Source organism: Salegentibacter sp. Hel_I_6 (assembly GCF_000745315.1).
Lineage (GTDB): Bacteria > Bacteroidota > Bacteroidia > Flavobacteriales > Flavobacteriaceae > Salegentibacter.
Genome location: NZ_JQNQ01000001.1, coordinates 1,900,148 through 1,917,475 on the forward strand (window position 1 = coordinate 1,900,148; position 17,328 = coordinate 1,917,475).

Annotated in this window: 14 protein-coding genes; all 14 read left to right on the forward strand. The window is 35.0% G+C overall.

Features of this window, described 5'->3' with window-relative positions; genetic code table 11:
* Positions 1 to 348: 348 nt before the first annotated feature.
* The 14 genes from FG27_RS08330 to FG27_RS08400 all read left to right on the forward strand — a co-directional run bounded on the left by FG27_RS08330 (position 349) and on the right by FG27_RS08400 (position 17,297).
* A complete protein-coding gene (locus FG27_RS08330; RefSeq protein ID WP_051935795.1) occupies positions 349 to 603 on the forward strand; it encodes a helix-turn-helix domain-containing protein in 255 nt (84 codons plus the stop codon).
* A 163-nt stretch (positions 604 to 766) separates the two neighbouring features.
* Positions 767 to 1,675 (forward strand): S9 family peptidase, encoded by a 909-nt coding sequence (locus FG27_RS08335; RefSeq protein WP_037317942.1) that lies wholly within the window; start codon positions 767 to 769, stop codon positions 1,673 to 1,675.
* 806 nt (positions 1,676 to 2,481) lie between these two features.
* Positions 2,482 to 2,733 (forward strand): hypothetical protein, encoded by a 252-nt coding sequence (locus FG27_RS08345; RefSeq protein WP_037317946.1) that lies wholly within the window; start codon positions 2,482 to 2,484, stop codon positions 2,731 to 2,733.
* A gap of 26 nt (positions 2,734 to 2,759) precedes the next feature.
* Positions 2,760 to 3,245: a hypothetical protein gene (locus FG27_RS08350; protein ID WP_051935796.1), complete on the forward strand. Its 486-nt coding sequence runs from the start codon at positions 2,760 to 2,762 to the stop codon at positions 3,243 to 3,245.
* Between the two features lie 130 nt (positions 3,246 to 3,375).
* The gene (locus FG27_RS08355; protein WP_037317948.1) at positions 3,376 to 3,750 is read left to right on the forward strand and encodes a hypothetical protein; all 375 of its coding nucleotides are present in this window, start codon (positions 3,376 to 3,378) and stop codon (positions 3,748 to 3,750) included.
* A gap of 226 nt (positions 3,751 to 3,976) precedes the next feature.
* Entirely contained in the window at positions 3,977 to 5,557 is a 1,581-nt protein-coding gene (locus tag FG27_RS08360) for a class I SAM-dependent DNA methyltransferase (RefSeq protein ID WP_037317950.1), read from the forward strand.
* Positions 5,558 to 5,716: 159 nt separating this feature from the next.
* Complete coding sequence (locus FG27_RS08365) at positions 5,717 to 6,487, forward strand: hypothetical protein (RefSeq protein ID WP_051935797.1); 771 nt, start codon at positions 5,717 to 5,719, stop codon at positions 6,485 to 6,487.
* A gap of 159 nt (positions 6,488 to 6,646) precedes the next feature.
* Positions 6,647 to 7,633, forward strand: a complete 987-nt coding sequence (locus tag FG27_RS08370; RefSeq protein WP_037317952.1) for a DUF4238 domain-containing protein — start codon at positions 6,647 to 6,649, stop codon at positions 7,631 to 7,633.
* A 150-nt stretch (positions 7,634 to 7,783) separates the two neighbouring features.
* Positions 7,784 to 9,529: an SIR2 family protein gene (locus FG27_RS18650; RefSeq protein ID WP_051935798.1), complete on the forward strand. Its 1,746-nt coding sequence runs from the start codon at positions 7,784 to 7,786 to the stop codon at positions 9,527 to 9,529.
* A 124-nt stretch (positions 9,530 to 9,653) separates the two neighbouring features.
* Positions 9,654 to 10,613, forward strand: a complete 960-nt coding sequence (locus tag FG27_RS08380; RefSeq protein WP_037317954.1) for a hypothetical protein — start codon at positions 9,654 to 9,656, stop codon at positions 10,611 to 10,613.
* A 98-nt stretch (positions 10,614 to 10,711) separates the two neighbouring features.
* Complete coding sequence (locus tag FG27_RS08385) at positions 10,712 to 11,956, forward strand: hypothetical protein (RefSeq protein ID WP_037317956.1); 1,245 nt, start codon at positions 10,712 to 10,714, stop codon at positions 11,954 to 11,956.
* A gap of 84 nt (positions 11,957 to 12,040) precedes the next feature.
* Positions 12,041 to 13,249, forward strand: a complete 1,209-nt coding sequence (locus FG27_RS18655; protein WP_051935799.1) for a restriction endonuclease subunit S — start codon at positions 12,041 to 12,043, stop codon at positions 13,247 to 13,249.
* A complete protein-coding gene (locus FG27_RS08395; protein WP_037317958.1) occupies positions 13,246 to 16,254 on the forward strand; it encodes a type I restriction endonuclease subunit R in 3,009 nt (1,002 codons plus the stop codon). Before FG27_RS18655 ends, FG27_RS08395 begins: the two co-directional genes overlap by 4 nt.
* A 44-nt stretch (positions 16,255 to 16,298) precedes the next feature.
* Positions 16,299 to 17,297 (forward strand): restriction endonuclease, encoded by a 999-nt coding sequence (locus tag FG27_RS08400; RefSeq protein ID WP_037317960.1) that lies wholly within the window; start codon positions 16,299 to 16,301, stop codon positions 17,295 to 17,297.
* Positions 17,298 to 17,328: the final 31 nt, after the last annotated feature.

Sequence of the window (17,328 nt, forward strand, 5' to 3'; positions counted from 1 at the left end):
CCTATAGTATAAAGTGAAGATAGCTTTGAAAACAATTGAGAAGGGTGCCTGTTTCCTACAAACAAAAAAGGCGTGGAGACTCAACTTATTGGATTGGGGTACTGGTATACCTAACACACAACAAGCAAGCCCACGCCCGGGTCGTGAGCATTATGCTTATCCTCTCGTGTGTTTAAAAATTACCAGTTTTCAATCCGAGAATCAAAGCGAAATGCTTCTAATATTTTACTTAAAGAAGTTTCGCAAATATATTAATATGAAGTAAATATAATAAAAAATATAAATGTGGTACAAATATACCACGAAAAATAATTTAAAAAGTTCAACATTGCTGTTAGAAGCAGCCCAATGGATATAGAAATTTCAAATTCTAAATTTTTAAAAATATTTGGCGAACGCCTTAAGAATATAAGACTGCAGAGTAATCTTTCTTACCGGGAACTCGGCAAGCGATGTGATTTGGACTACAGCTATATAAGCAAAGTTGAAAAAGGCGAAAAAAATATTCAACTTTCAACTATTTTGGAGTTTGCTAAAGGTTTGCAAATCCATCCTAAAGAATTATTTGATTTTAGTTTTCCTCTAGATGATTTAGAAAAATAATTATCCTATTACCACATTCCAACCCTACTTCCACTCTTTACGAGTTACCATATTTTCCTTTTATTTAAATTCTCTATATTTAGCAAAACTGCCTTTAACCTAAGATTTTTGTTCTTAAAATTCTAATTTAATCGCGATATAACAAGTTTCCAACAATATTTCTATGAAAAAAATCACTAAAAAATTTTTATTTCTGATCATTCTATTTTCAACAGTTATAAATTTTGCTCAAGAAAATGGAGTGAACAATAATTTAATAAAAACTGAAGACTATAATTTATATAAACCAAATAACACACAAGCGGTTTTATTGCTTTTCGGTGGATTTCCAGAAAATGCTGCAGCTATTGAGAATGAATTCCCAATAAATGATTTAGCAAATGAAAAAAGTATTGCAGTTGCTTATTTGAATTTCAATCGTAAATTATGGTTAGAAGAGAATGAGAAAGCAGAATTAGCACTTGCTATTCAAGAATTATTTGATTCCAATGATTTACCAACTAATAGGATTTATATTGGTGGAATGTCCAGCGGAGGAAGTATTGCATTACTTATCAGTAATTTTCTTTCTCAAAAATCTGAATACAACTTAAATCCTACAGGGGTTTTCGTCGTAGATTCTCCGACAGATTTGGCCGCATTATTCCGAGTTGCAGAAACGAATATCAAAAGAAATTTTTCGCAAGCTTCAGTAGGAGAAAGCACTTTCATATTTAATTATTTTAATGAACAGCTTGGAAATCCAGATGATAAAATTGCTCCATATGAAAAGTCTTCTGCCTTTACATTCGAAACTCAAAATATTCAAAATCTTCAAAATTTAAAGAATACAAAAATTCGTTTCTACACAGAACCAGATAAAGCCTGGTGGAAAGAAAATATGGGTGTAGAATATGAACAAATGAATGCATTTCATATCAAAAGATTATCAGAATTTTTAATTTCAAAAAACTTTGAAAAAGTTGAGTTGATTGAAACTGAGGACAAAGGCTATAGAGAAGATGGAACAAGAAATCCTCACAGCTGGTCAATAGTTGACAAAGAAGAATTAATTCAATGGATGTTAGAGTAAAATATATTTTATAACAAAGAACTGAGTTAAAAAACATGTTCTCAAATTGAAACTCCGTTCTCGCTTGCCCAGCGGATAGTCCTGCGGACAATCAAACTTGCCTGCTCGCACAGTTTTAAGACGACCATCAATATTTTTATCGTGATTATTCAAAAAACACTCTTATAATTATTTACATTAAAAAAAGATAATTTGAACAGAATAAAAATTTAGATTTATACTACCCAACGGATAATTAATATGAGAAAAATTTATTTTGATAATTTTCAGAGTATCCAAAATGGAATCTTGTTCGGTATTTCAATCTTATGTTTTATAATTTCCGGAATAGATTACTTTACCGAAAAAGTTGAAAACTTAGCTAGTATTTTAAGAGCTCTAGGACATATATGTATGATTTTAATATGGTGCAAAATGTTCATTTTCCGTTATTCTGTATCCTGGAATAAAGTCGGAATAAATATTAAAATCAAAAAATTCTTCGGTAAAGGATTTAGCTTCAAAAAAATTAGAAAATTTCAATTTGAGGAAAATAAACTAACTATCACAAAATTGGAAATAAGAAATATGAATTCGATCTAAGTAATGTTGAAAGATCGAGTCAAAAGAAATTAATCGAGATCTTAGAACAAAATACTGTTAGTAACCCCAGTTATTACAATTAGGGCAATACAATTTGAAGAAAAAATAAACCAATACTAAGTCCACAAATCCCATCTTCCACACCGCTAGATGTTGATTACCGAGAAATTTAGTGGGATTTTTAAAATGAGATTAGGTAAAATAGTTATCAATTATTATATTTTATGAAGCAGCAAGAATTATCAAGTTTGAGTATTGAAGAACTTAAAAAAAGGCAGACGGCTATAAAAACTATTACCTGGATGCTCAGCGTTGTTTTAATTGTGTCATTAGGGTTATTTATATTTATCTCTATTCGTGATGGATTAACACCATTAATAGCTATTCCTTTTGCTCTTTCTGCTATTCTACCCTTAAATTTCAAAAACATTAAAATGCTTACCACCGAAATTGAATTAAGAAAAAGTAAAATTTAATAAAATGAATTCCAATTAATGGATTTATGAAAGTTAAAAGTGCTTTTCAGATAATCAGTTACGCTCAATATCCTTTAATGTTAATAGCTACATTTTTTGTTATTAAACCTTATATAAAAGGATTAGAATTCCTCAAGCAAAATCCCGAAATATTATTTCTGAATTACAATAATGCTCTAATATTTTTCGGTTTGGCAATTGGTTTTTCTACACTTCAAGACACTACTAAAACACAGAATAATTTTTCTAAAAAAATATGGACTAATCCAAAGAAAGGTAGAAAGATGATTTTTTATATTTCCATCCTTACTTTTTCAACCTTAATCTTAGGTATTTTTATGTATTACTTTAGTAAAAATGATAAATTAAAGGAATTATCATTTGGAGTAATCGTTTTAGGAATTGGACTTATAGGTTTTTTAAAAAGTGCAATTGAAGTATTCGAAAATCACAGAAGTGACAAAAAAATGAATTCTGATTCATCGCAAATAGAGATTGATATTGGCGATTAAGTGAAATTTCAGAAATCAGCAATGAAATATAATTAACGGAGAAGGTATGTTTCGTACCTAACGGACTTGCATTAACCAAAATTGTTTTATTGCATATTATTTGAATAACTGATTGAAAATTAATCCCTAAATGAGTAAAAAACATAAAATTTCAAATGATCTATTAGTCATTATTTTTAGAGCTGCTTATGTGGTTTTATGGGTCGCATTTGTGATTGTTATTTATCTAAAGGATTATTTTATAGCCTTTTTACTTTTATTTCCAATATTAGGATGGACCTTAAAAGGAAAAATTTTCAGATTAAAATCTGTTTCTTTTGATGATAAATACATTTATATCAATAATGAGATTTTTCCACTAGAAAAAATCATTAAGATTAAATTTGGTGTTCTAAGTGGTACTTATGTTCAAATAAATAACAAGAAGTATTATTTCATGGCTATCGAAGAAGAGTGGGGTATAACCAACAAAAAGAAACTACTTGAGAGACATCAGAACAATTAAGCATTTTAGAATATAATCCTGGTTAAAATAACTATCCTTCCTCTGTTTACGGCTTTCCATAACAGCAACATAACATTATTTTATCTTTGAATGGCTCCGGCTGTATAAACCTGTGAAAACATAGAAATCTAAACAAACTATGTTAAAAATTTTAACTAACTTTCCCCTTCGGATCTTCCCCTACCTTGATCCTGTTTATAAAAACTAATTTCCCCATCTATTATAAATGGCAAAAGCAGACATTGATTTTGAAAAAGAACTCTGGGATGCGGCGAACGAATTACGCGGTGCGGTATCTGAGAATAACTATAAAAACTACATCCTTCCTCTTGTTTTCGTAAAGCACCTTAGCGAACGCTATGAGGTGATTCGCGAGGAACTCAAGGAGCAACTTAATGATCCTGAGTCTGATTATTACACTACAGATACCGAGGAGATCAATTACGTTCTTGAAGACCGGGATGAATACCGTTCCCGGAATACATTTAAAATTCCTGAAACCGCTTCCTGGCAATTTTTAAAAGACAATGCAGAGCAGGATGATATCAAGGTGAAGGTAGATGATGCCTTTGATGTGATCCAGGAATTATTAACGGGATATAACCCCCAGCTGGTGAATATTTTACCGCGGATCTTTGTGCGGAGTGAATTATCTCCCAAACAAACCGGCGGAATTATCAACCTGCTTTCCAAACCCAAATTTTCTGAAAAGGAAAATCCCGAAAGCGATATCCTGGGCCGCATCTATGAGTATTACATCGGCCGATTTGCAATGGCAGAAGGTTCGGGTGCTGGGCAGTTCTTTACGCCCGGTAGTATCGTAAGGCTGCTGGTGGAATTGCTTGAACCCTACAAAGGACGGATCTTTGATCCGGCTTGTGGAAGTGGCGGTATGTTTGTGCAGAGTTTGAAGTTCATCAAAGAACACGGCGGAAACAAAAAAGACATCGCGATCTACGGGCAGGAAATGACAGCACAGACCTTGCGATTGTGTCTTATGAACCTGATGCTTCGTGACCTTTCGTTTGATATCAAACTGGGGAATTCCTTACTGGATGATAAATTCCCAAACCTGAAAGCCGACTATATTATTGCCAATCCGCCATTTAATGTGAGCAACTGGCACCCTGAAGATCTGCCCGATGGCGATCCCCGGTTATTTGGTCCCAAAGAAGAATTCACTACAGATGGCAGCGCCAATTATATGTGGATGCAAACCTTCTGGCACCATTTAAGCGACACCGGTACTGCCGGAATTGTAATGGCAAACGGCGCGATGACCTCCAACAACAAGGGGGAGAAAAACGTGCGGCAGCATATGGTAGACAATTCTATGATAGATGCCATCGTGCGCCTGCCCGATAAGCTGTTCCTAACAACCGGAATCCCCGCCTGTCTTTTCATCCTGAGCAAAAACCGCGATGGAAAAGACGGCACCCACCGCGAAAGAAATAACGAGCTCCTGTTCCTGGACGCCTCCAAAATGGGCACTATGGCCAGCAGAAAACTGCGGGTTTTTAGTGATGATGATATTAACCGAATTGCAGAAACCTACCACAAATGGAGAAACCGCGATGGAAATTACGAAGATGTTGATGGATTTTCCAAAGCAGCAACTATTACTGATGTCCAAAAACAAGATTACAAACTTACCCCGGGGATCTATGTAGGTACCGAAGCCGAAGAAGACGACGGGATTCCTTTTGAAGAAAAGATGGAGGGGCTTAAAGCCCAATTATTAATGCAGTTTGAAAAAGGGGAAGAATTGAAGGAAAAGATTAAGGCGAACTTTGATAAAATACTTTAGATTGGAAAAGTGGCCGTATAAAATATCCTCACTTGTTCATTTTTCTGAAGCGTTCACAATTTGCAAGCAAGCAAGAAAAATGAGCAGAGAATATTTAGGGCAAATAAACCATAGAAAGAATACATCTAGTGCCCTGTGGGCTATAAGACCATTAGATTTATGAGTACCATATTTACAGATGATTTTTTAATTGCTCTGTCCAACTGGCAAAAAGGCTGGAGAGAAAATCAAGATAAAAGAAGAGTGATAGCTGACGAGGTTGTATTACAATGTCAGAATTTACCTTTAAAATTTAAAAGTGTAATTGAACCTTGTTATAGAAAGAGATTTATTAACAAAGGAGAGGTTACACCTATTTTAACTAATCAAGATGGCTTCTTTGAAGGGATTGCAAGTTGGTCAATAGACATAGATGAAACAAAAAAATTTAAGGGAATACATAGGCCTGACACCAAATTTGTAATGCTTTTTAAACATATTCCTATTCCTGAAGAAATAGTTTTAAACATAATGGAATTATGGAATGATGAAGAATTTGTAGAAACTGCAGAAAAATTTAAAAAAGAAAATCCAGATTTAGCGAAGCCTATTTTTCATTTCAGAGATCGCCAAAAAGAGGTGATTTTGAGATCTACATTAAAAGCAAATGAAATAGAAGATATTGTTGGAGCCTCAAGTTCATTTGAAGAATTGTGTACTATCGCAGAAATTCCTCAGGAAAACAGAGAAGAATTATCAAAAAAATTTGCTAAAACAGGGATTCCAATAGAAGTCTCAACTTTTACAGGTAGAAATATTACTAAAAGTTCCCTATTGAAAACTCTTGAAAAATTTAATGATAAGTTGCAGAGTGCAGAAAGCAATAGAACTCTATATGATTTTTCTAATGCTTCAGTTCCACATAAAGATGATTTAAAACACAAATTGTAAGCTACAGGCCAGTAGCCAAAACTGCTAAAAACAAAGGTGCTTAAACCTGTCTCAAATCGAAAGCCTGTTCGCTTGCAATGTCTGATCGTCCTAAAGACAATAACGTTCGCCAGTTCGCAATGTTTTTTTACGGGACGTGTTTATTAATTAAATGAAAATATGGCAGAAAATTTAGTCAAGAGGCAACATTTTGTTCCAAGAACATATTTAAAACATTTCGGCGAAAAGCAAGGACAAGATTACTTTCTTAATGTCCTGAAAGCTGACTCAACTGACAAGGGAGACATTTTTAAAGCAAACATTAAAAATATTGCTTTAGAGAAAGATTTGTATACTCTCCCTGGAGTAACTGTTCAACAGAAAATGGCCATTGAAAAGTTTTACTCAGATGAAATTGAGACCCATTATGACACCATCTATGGAATTCTTACTAATCCAGAAAAAAGCGAAATTACAGATAGAGAGAGAAGGTTAATTATATCTACAGTTGTCACGATGTATTATCGGACAACGAAATGGGTGAATGCCAGCCGGGATTTAATGGGAAGAGCTTTTAAAATGGCTTTTCAACTTTGTGAACGTACCGGGTCTGATACCTTTCAGTTTGATGGGATAGAACTTTCAATAAAGGGAAAAACTCTCGAAGAATTCACGAAGGATTTTAACAACAAAAGACAGCCAGGTATGGTAATGACTCAATTAGAGGTGGCTCTAAACTTAATTGAGTTAAGAATCAAAAGCGATACTATTTCTGTAATAAAAATAAATAAAGAAAATCTGAAACTTGTCACTAGTGATAATCCTGTGATTGCAACAAATAATCCAGAAAATAAAAGATTTATGCCTTTTGATACTTCTAATATTCTAAAACTTCCTTTAGATTCAAAACACATACTTATGCTTATGCCTGATTGCCCAAAGGATCTTCAAAATCGAGTTTTTAGAAGAATTTCTACATCTCCTTTTGCTGAACTGGAAAAACTAACTTCAACTCATTCACAAATGGCGAACTCAGAAAGATTTATGTTTGGGTCTAAAACTGCTCTCGAGTCTTATTTGGATTTAAAAGAAGAATCTGAAAGACCATTGAAAGATGGTGAAAAAATGAAAGATGTGTTTTCCAACTTAAGAGATTTAGGTCTATAAAAAACTACGTTCAATAATGAATAACGCAAATTGTAAAATACCTCTCAAAAATGGCATTCTTGACTACCTTTAAAATTAAGTATTTAACTGATAATTTTAAGTTCCCAAGCCGCAACTTGTGTAAATCGGGACTTTAGTAACAAAATTCTAATGAACGACAATATAAATTCAATAGCGTTTTCCGTTTATTCTAATAAAGGAATTTATGCACTTTTGTTAGGTTCTGGAATATCTAGAAATTCTGGGATTCCAACCGGATGGGAAATAGTTTTAGATTTGATCAATAAATTAGCCATTCTAGAAGAGGAAGACTGCGGCCCAAATCCTGATGAATGGTTTATTCAGAAGTATAATCAAGAGCCCGATTATTCCACAATTTTAGAAAAACTAGCTGCAACACCAACTGAAAGGCTCAATATTCTTAAACCATATTTTGAACCATCTCAAGAAGAAATTGAGGAAGGACTGAAACAACCTACTACTGCTCATAAACAGATAGCAAAGCTCGTTCAGGCTGGATATATAAAAATCATTATTACAACAAATTTTGATAGACTTTTAGAAAAAGCATTGAGAGAAATTGAGGTAGAACCTATTGTAATAAATCATCCTGACGATATTGACGGGGTTTTACCAATAGTTCATACCAAAATTGTTATACTAAAACTTAACGGAGACTATTTAGATTCAAGATTTCTAAACACAAAAACTGAGTTAAATGAATATAACGAAAAATTAAAAGGTTTTGCTGTAAGAATAATAGATGAATTTGGAATTATTACTTGTGGATGGTCGGCTAAATGGGATAATGGATTAGTTAACTTATTTAAACAATCATCAAATTTCAGATTTAATAGCTTTTGGACATTTATACATAAATGTAATAAGGAACTCGAGGAATTAGCAACATTGAGGAAGGGAAAAACTATTCAAATTGAAAATGCAGATGATTTTTTCACCGAATTATATGAGAAAATAAATTCACTAGAATTATTGGATAAATCTAACCCTATAAGTGAAGAAATTGCTATTGCAAGAATAAAAAAATATGTAGCAAGTGAGGATCATAGAATAAAATTCAATGATTTATTACAAGACCAAATAAAACCATTGCTTGATCTTTTAGAGAAGAATAATTTTTCTAAAATTCAACCAACCCAATCAGACCTTCAACCTATTCTTCTAAAACACCAATCTAAACTAGAAAGTTTCCTTCCAATCCTTATAAATGCCGTTTATTGGAGTAAAACCTATCATAATAAGATTGTTACCAACATTTTGAAAAGAGTGGCTTTACCTCAAAAGATAGAGGGGCACTTTTATAGGGATAGTGTAAATTTTCAATATTTTCCTGCACTGGCAATATTTTATTCAATTGGTATTGCAGCGATTAAGAATGAGAAATACGAGTTATTAAAGGACTGTTTTTATCTTAAAATACCTGATGAAGTTAAAGGAAGAGATAGAATTTTCTTAATTGAGAAAGTTAATTCTTCGATTATTGATAAAGAATTATTTAATCAAATTATCGGTATGAATTACAAAACTCCTATTAGTACTTATTTACATAAATTTCTAAATCCAATGTTTAATGAAATTATATATGATGAAGAAGAATATGATGAAATATTCACTATTGTAGAGTATTTGATTTCTTTAAACTATATGTTTTTTATTAAAGATGGATATAGAGCTAACTGGGCACCGTGGGGAGAATATGTTTGGAAAAAAAGTCACTATAAAAAAACCTTATTAGATGAATTTTTAGAAAATGCTACCCTAGAGAAAAATAGTTGGAAGCCAATAAAAGAGGGTTTCTTTGATAATAATTATGAAAATTTTTTAGCTACCAAAGCAAAACTTGAGGAATTCCTGAAAAAAATCCATATTTTTTAAAAAATACTATTTCACACTAAGATGTATAAATACAATTGTAGTTCAGTCTCAATTCCTGTGAACAATCAAACTCGCTAGCTCGCTCTATTTTTATACGCGATGGTAGCATAAGCAAAAAATTTGAATGAAAATAAATTACATAGTTGAAATTTGTGTAGCAATTGATATTGCAATTTTAGGCATTGCATACCCAATTATTGTTGATAAGATTTCCAATATTGGTGATAGATATAAATCGAACTACTTATCTGTTCTGTTTAATAGAGAAATTCCACAAAGGCCAGTTATTTTAAGCTTTAGAGAAGAAAGAATAGAATTGTCCATCTTTCAGTTAGCATTATATGTAACGATTATTTCTTTCTTATTCCTAATATTTCCAATTGAACCACCTTTTGGATGGGATAATTTTTTTATTAATAATTCAGCAAAGCTTGTAGTGTTTATCTTAACTACGATTTTGACTATTTTATTCTTTCAATGGTTGAATAAGATTGTTCTTTATAATGGTAAACCAACTTCATTGTTAAGCTATATAATTAAAAAATATAAAATGCTTAATAAGGAATCTTTAGGTAAACAGTATTTTTTAAAAACAATAAACGAATTTACTTTTTATGCGATAGAAAAACAGGATGAACATTTACAAAAGACATTACTTGAATTTTACTATAGCGAATTCTCGTTAATTAGGAAAAATCACGATAAGTCAAAACCATTGATTTATCCAGCAGACTTGTATTCAATGGTACATAAGTTAAATGTACAATTAGCAAATAGTAGTAACCTCAAACTTCCAGCAATAGAGCACAGAGCGGTAAGCGGTTGGTGGTTACTTGGAGAAGATTTTGAAGAAATTCCTATTTCTGAAGAAACATACAATTGGCTTTGGAGTAATTTGTATGTTATCTGTGACAATGAGAAATTTGTAAAAATGTATTGGTCGAATGCTCATCAATATTTTGATTTTAGATTAGGAGCAATCCCCGAAGACTATGATTTTGAATATAAAAAGGTCAAAAACAAAAAAGGGTTAAAAAGAGAAGAAAAGAGAGAAGGATTTTCCTCGAGTTCCATTATGCATTAGGAGGTCTATTACTGTACAGAAATCAGTATAATACTTTAAAGTATATACTTAATTATTCACAATCCATACCACCAAAATTTGTTTTACTACCAGAAACGATGACAGAAATTTTTGGGTGGTTCGAAGAGTTTAGGAATGAATTTAAACATCGTAAGACCCCTATAGATATTAAATTCTATTTTCCTGAATTAGATAATTTAGGAAATAGAAGACAAGTCAATTATTGGATATGTTGTTATTTAACAGTCCTATTTTTACGTCAATGGACACTTCATAAACATTTTACTTTTCAAAATTTTACGGATCTTCCTAATTTACCCAATAATGTTGTTGAATTAAATAACTGGTTAGCCACTGTTTCATACTTTGAAAATTGTCTTATTGATGTATTAGCTAATGAAGAGCTAATTAAAATATTAGGTTTTACAGATATAATCTCTAAGAAGAGAGATGAAATTAGTGATTTTTCAAAAACTTTAAAGGAAGAAATCACAAATAAAATTGGACAAGAAAAATTAAATGCACCATTATCTGAAGATAAAATTCAAAACTTTGAAAATAGATCAAATGAAATAATCTCAAGTGCTTTTAAAAGCTATGACAGTATATTCATAGAATTAGATGATAAAGAAAAAGATGATGAGTTAAAGCTTACAGTTACAGGTGGACAAACTTTGATGTCAAAAGCAGCTTTTACGGATAATGATATACCTCATTTGAACTACGACTCAATTTTCGCTAGCCAGGTTTCCAGAAATAGTGTAAAGCGATTTATTCCAAACTCATTTTTAATTTCAAGAACGAGACGTTATTTACTTAATAAGGATAACATTGTTGAAGGTTTGAATAGATTGATTGACAACAATCCAGAAATTGTTATTGTAGCAGTAAATGCCGGTTTTCGTTTAATAGAAATTTTGAAAGTATATGAACCTATAACGAAATATATTCCTTCTACCGAATATAAAATACAAGACATAATATATGTTCTAAATAAATCTGACCTTCCTGCTATCGAACATAGAGATATTTCAGAACAAGAAAAAACTGACAGTCAACTAAAATTAATAAATGAGGATTTAAAAATTTATACTTCAATAATTGACATTAGTAAGCCAGAAAATGAAAAGGTTAAAGAAAAATGGGAAAGTAAGGAATTTAAAGATAATTCTGAAGTACAAGTTCAAATCACAGTCGCATTTTTGGCTATAATTTATTGGAGAAAAGAAAGAGATATTGTGCAAATTGGACTATCATCTGAATATAAAGAACAAGGGATTGAAAATACTGTGGATGAGATTAAACCATTGAAAAAGTCTTCAAAAAAAAATAAAAAAAAATAAAAGCCAAGTGCTAACGATGAATATTACAAATTGCTGGATACCTCTCAAAAATAGCATTTTGAACTACAATTTAAACAACAACTAATGCCGGAGAATTGGAAAACATATAGATTAGAAGATCTTACAACAAGGATTACAGTAGGGTTCGTTGGATCAATGGCTCAGGAATATGTTGAAGATGGCATCCCTATGCTGAGGAGTCAAAATATTAAGCCTTTTTGTTTGGATTATGGCAACCTAAAATATATTTCTCCCAAATTTCACGAGAAAATTAGGAAATCAAGTTTAAAGAAAGATGACGTTGCGATTGTGAGAACAGGGAATCCTGGCACCGCTTGCGTCATACCTGAAGGAATACCTGATTTAAATTGTTCAGATCTTGTAATTGCTACACCTGATAAATCTAAAATAGATCCTCACTTCCTAAGTTTTTATTTCAACTCAATAGCCAGAAATTATATTAGTTCGGAATTAGTAGGAGCAGTCCAACAGCATTTTAATGTCAGTTCTGCTAAGAAAATGGAAATTAAACTTCCAGAAATAGAGGAACAGTATAAGATCGTTTCCATTCTTAAAGGTATTCAAGACAAGATCGATCTCAACCTCCAAATGAACGAAACCCTGGAAGAAATGGCAATGGCTCTATACAAGCACTGGTTTGTTGATTTTGGACCTTTTCTGGATGGAGAGTTTATTGATGTTGAATTTTTCGGGATTAATCGCCCGCTTAACATTCCAGAAAAATTTGAAGTCGTTAATCTTAAAGGGATTATTAATCGTTTTAAATCAAAAAACAAATACAATCAGAAAAACGTTTTTCCAGAAGGAAAAGTTCGTGTGTTTGATCAATCCTCTTCTCGGATTTTAGGATTCCACAACAACGAACCCGATTTTGAGGTTACATCTAATATCCCTTTTTTAATATTTGGTGATCACACTTGTAGGATGGAACTTGTTTCTGAAAACTTTTCAGTAGGGCCTAACTTGATTCCCTTTAAACCCAAAAATTTTGAATTAACTTATTTGATGTATTTAGGTTTAGTCGACAAGGTAAAAATGAATGACTACAAACGTCATTGGTCAGAGCTTATGCTTCATCAATTAGTTATTCCAAAAGACCTCAATGTTGTGAAAAAATTTAATGTTCAAGTTCGAGATAATTTCAATTTAATCTATCAGAACGAAATACAAAACCAAACCCTAACCAAACTCCGCGACACCTTATTGCCAAAACTTATCAGCGGGGAAGTCCGCGTGAAAGACGTGGAGAAAACCTTATCTGAAGTCTTATGACACAAATGATCGAAATCACGGTGCAAAAGGCTGCCATAGAGTGCCTTCAGGAGTTGGGGTACACTTATAAAGAAGGGAATTCCCTGCAGCGGGATCTCAAGAAGGTGGTGCTGGAGGAGGATCTTCGGGAATTTTTGGTGAGCTCCTATCCCGGTGTTCCGGCAACCACCATTAATGAAGCACTTTCAGCTTTCACCCAGCACCAGGGAATGGATCTCGATCACCGCAACCGCGATTTTCACCGTAAACTTACACAGGGGATTTCTGTTTCCTGGAAAGATAAAACAGGCAAAGAACTGGCTAAACATATTTACCCTATCAATTACCTCGAACCGGAGCAAAACCAGTTTATCTGTTCCGATGAAGTAAAAGTAATCGGCAAAAACAGTCGGCGTGCAGATTTAGTGATCTTTATCAACGGCCTTCCGCTCATCGTTTTTGAATTTAAAAATATGTTCGATGCCGAAATTGGCGTAGATAACGCACACCGGCAAATTGGACATTACCTGCAGGATATTCCGCAGCTGTTTGATTACAATGCCATCACGGTAGTTTCAGATGGGCTTGAAACCCTGCACGGGATGTACAACTCTTCCCTGAAGTGGTTTGCTCCGTGGAAAAGTCTGCACGGGGATGACCTTCAGCAGAAACAGGAACTTCAGCTGGAGACCTTGCTGAAGGGATTATTTCCGAAGAAAACCTTATTAAACTACCTGCAAAACTTCATTTTCCACGAAGACCACAACGGGAAAATAATCAAGAAAGGCGCAAAATACCACCAGTACTGGGGCATCAAAAAAGCGGTGGACAGCGCGGTGGAAAATATAAAACCCACGGGTGACGGCCGGCTGGGAGTGATATGGCACACGCAGGGATCGGGCAAAAGCATTTCGATGGCCATCCTTACCGGGATCCTGAGGCAAATGCCCGAAATGAAAAATCCCACCATCCTCATCCAGGTTGACCGCAATGACCTGGACCAGCAACTCTATGAGAATTTTGTGCTGTGCAAAGACCTGGTGGGCCACGTACAACACGCCGATACCACAGATGAGCTGCGCGCCCTGCTGAGCACCGATGGCGGTGGGGTGATCTTTACCACCATTGAGAAATTTCGGTTAAAAGAACTGGCTTCGGGAAAAGAGCTCTCCCACCCTGTACTTTCTGAACGGTACAACCTTATCGTGATGGCAGATGAAGCCCACCGCACCCAGTACGGGTTCCATAGCGGCGGCTTTGCGCAGAACATAAGACGCGCCCTGCCCAATGCCTCCTTTATTGGCTTCACCGGAACTCCCGTAGATGGCAAAGATGCCGATACCCAACAGGTATTTGGCCCCACCATTCACACCTACGATATCAAACAGGCCGTGGAAGACGGTGCCACGGTGCCCATTTATTACGAGCCAAAAATGGTTCCGCTCAACATCAAAGCCAAATATGACAAGGAACTGGATGAAATGGAAGAAGATGAGGACGAGGAGAACAATGCCGTTTGGGCCGCGATAGAAGATGCCGCCGGGGCTGCTGACCGCGTGGAGAGGGTTGCCAAAGACATCCTCACCCATTTTAAGGCCAGGACCGAAAGCCTGGAAGGCAAAGCGATGATCGTGTGTATGAGCCGCAAGAACTGCGTAAAAATGTACAATGCGCTTAGCGCACTTAAAGGATGCCCTGAAATAGCCGTGATAATGACCGGAAACATCAGCAAAGATCCTACAGACTGGAATCCTCACATACGGACCAAAGATGCGATGGAAGCCGTAAAAAAGCGTTTCCGCACGCCTGAGGATCCACTGCAAATTGTAATTGTCCGGGATATGTGGTTAACAGGATTTGATGCACCCTGTGCCCATACAATGTATGTAGATAAGATCATGAAAGGCCATAACCTGATGCAGGCTATTGCAAGGGTGAACCGGGTTTTTGAAGATAAACCTAATGGTTTGGTAGTAGATTTCATCGGAATTTCCGGATTTCTGGCTGAAGCCACAAAGAAATATACCGCTGGCGGCGGGGAAGGAAAACCAACCCTGGATCTTGAAGCCGCGGTGAAAATCTGTCTGGAGCAGTTTGAGAAAGTGAAGGATTTGATTGGTGATTTTGATGCGGAAACCGTCAATGCAATGTCATCTATGGACCGAATGAAATGGTCCAACAGCAAAGTGAACAGCCTTTTAAAATCTGATGGCATCACCGATGCTTTTTTGCTCGAAGAGCGAAAGTTGGCAGAGCTGGTGGCAATGACCAGTTCAGATTCGCGTATCTGGGAGATACAGGAAGAGCTGGCTATCATTCAGAAGATCAGGAAGCTAATCAGGAAAATCAAGTTCCCTCCCGGTCCGCGCAGGGAAAAGAACGAAAAGATAAAAGACCTGATAAGCAAATCCCTGGAATCGCAGGAAATTGTAGACCTGGCAAAAATGTACAACCTGGATAAGATCGATATTTCCATAGTAGACGATAGATTCCAGGCCATTGTAAAGGAAAAAGGCGACGAGAACATCAAAGTGGAATTACTGCGCAGGATCATTAACGACGAGATTCGGGTGCGAATGCCAAAGAACATCCGCCGGATGCGAAAGCTAAAGGATGAACTGGAAAAGGTTCTTGGCAATTATCACAAGAACAGCCTGGATTCCATAGCTGCAATAAAGCACTTACTCGATCTCGCAAATGAATTTCAACAGGATGACATCCGTACTAAACAACTTGGTTTAACAGAGGACGAACTCGCTTTCTATGACCTGTTATCGGCTAATGAAAAGCTCCTCAACCAAACCGGCCCCATCCAGGACCTGGTGCATACAGTGGTAGCCTCCGTCAAGAAAAACCTCCAGCTCGACTGGACCAAAAAAGAAGACGCTCGGGCTGCTATTCGCCTGGCTGTGAAAAAGGAATTACGCGGCAAAGTGCCGTTTTCTGAATTGGATAATTTGCTTAAGGAGGTGATTGAACAGGCCGAGGGTCAGTATGGGGATTGGCCGTTGGAGGCGCAGGGGTAACCTAGAGAAGGTTGAAATGAAGTACAATTTTTGAAAAGTAAAAAATGGAAAATAAATTATGGATGGTTAGGTCTGGCGAAAGCGGATATCTCTTTGAGAAGTTTATGGAACAAAATATTGTCGCCATAGGATGGAATGAAATTGGTGATATCTCCAAAAAACTAAATCTAGAAGATTTAAAGCATAAAATTCAAACCGGTTATCCTAATTATAAAGTAAGCCAGGTCAATAATTTTGCCGGTCAAATTTTTAGGTTTAAGAATGAGTTTCAAAAAGGAGATAATGTGATCACTTATAATCCTGAAACCCGACAGTACACTTTAGGCAAAATAACTTCAGATTATAAATATTCTGCTGACAAAGAATTTAACCATTACCGGGAGGTAGCCTGGGAAAAAACTATCCCAAGGGATAATTTAAGTACTAAGACTAAAAATACTCTAGGTTCCGTTTTAACTATTTTTAAAATAACCGGAAATGCCTGGGAAGAAATCTTAGGTAAAACCAGGGTTGCAACTTCTAGTGCAAGTATAGAAGATGATGCAGAGGAGGAAGTTGAAGAAACTCTGGATTTACTAAAAGAGAATTTTGAAGCTAAATCCCACGAGTTTATAAAAGACAAAGTGCAGGCTTTGGACTGGGAAGAAATGGAGGAGTTAATAGCCGGTATTTTAAGAGGAATGGGATATAAAACAATCTTGACTCCTAAAGGACCGGATAGAGGAGTAGATATTATGGCATCACCAGACGGACTAGGGTTGGAAAATCCCAGAATAAAAGTAGAAGTAAAACATCGGCAAAATTCCATGGGAGCTTCTGAAATCAGGAATTTCATAGGAGGGCTTAGACCAAATGATAAGGGACTTTATGTTTCAACCGGAGGCTTTTCAAAAGATGCTAAATACGAAGCAGAACGATCTAATAACCCGTTAACACTAATTGATCTTGATTTGTTGGTGCATCTTATTGTGCAACATTATGATCAGTTTGACCCTGGAACCAGATCGCTTATACCATTAAAACGAATTTACTGGCCGGTTTAAATTTTTTAGAAATGGATAATTTAATTAAAAA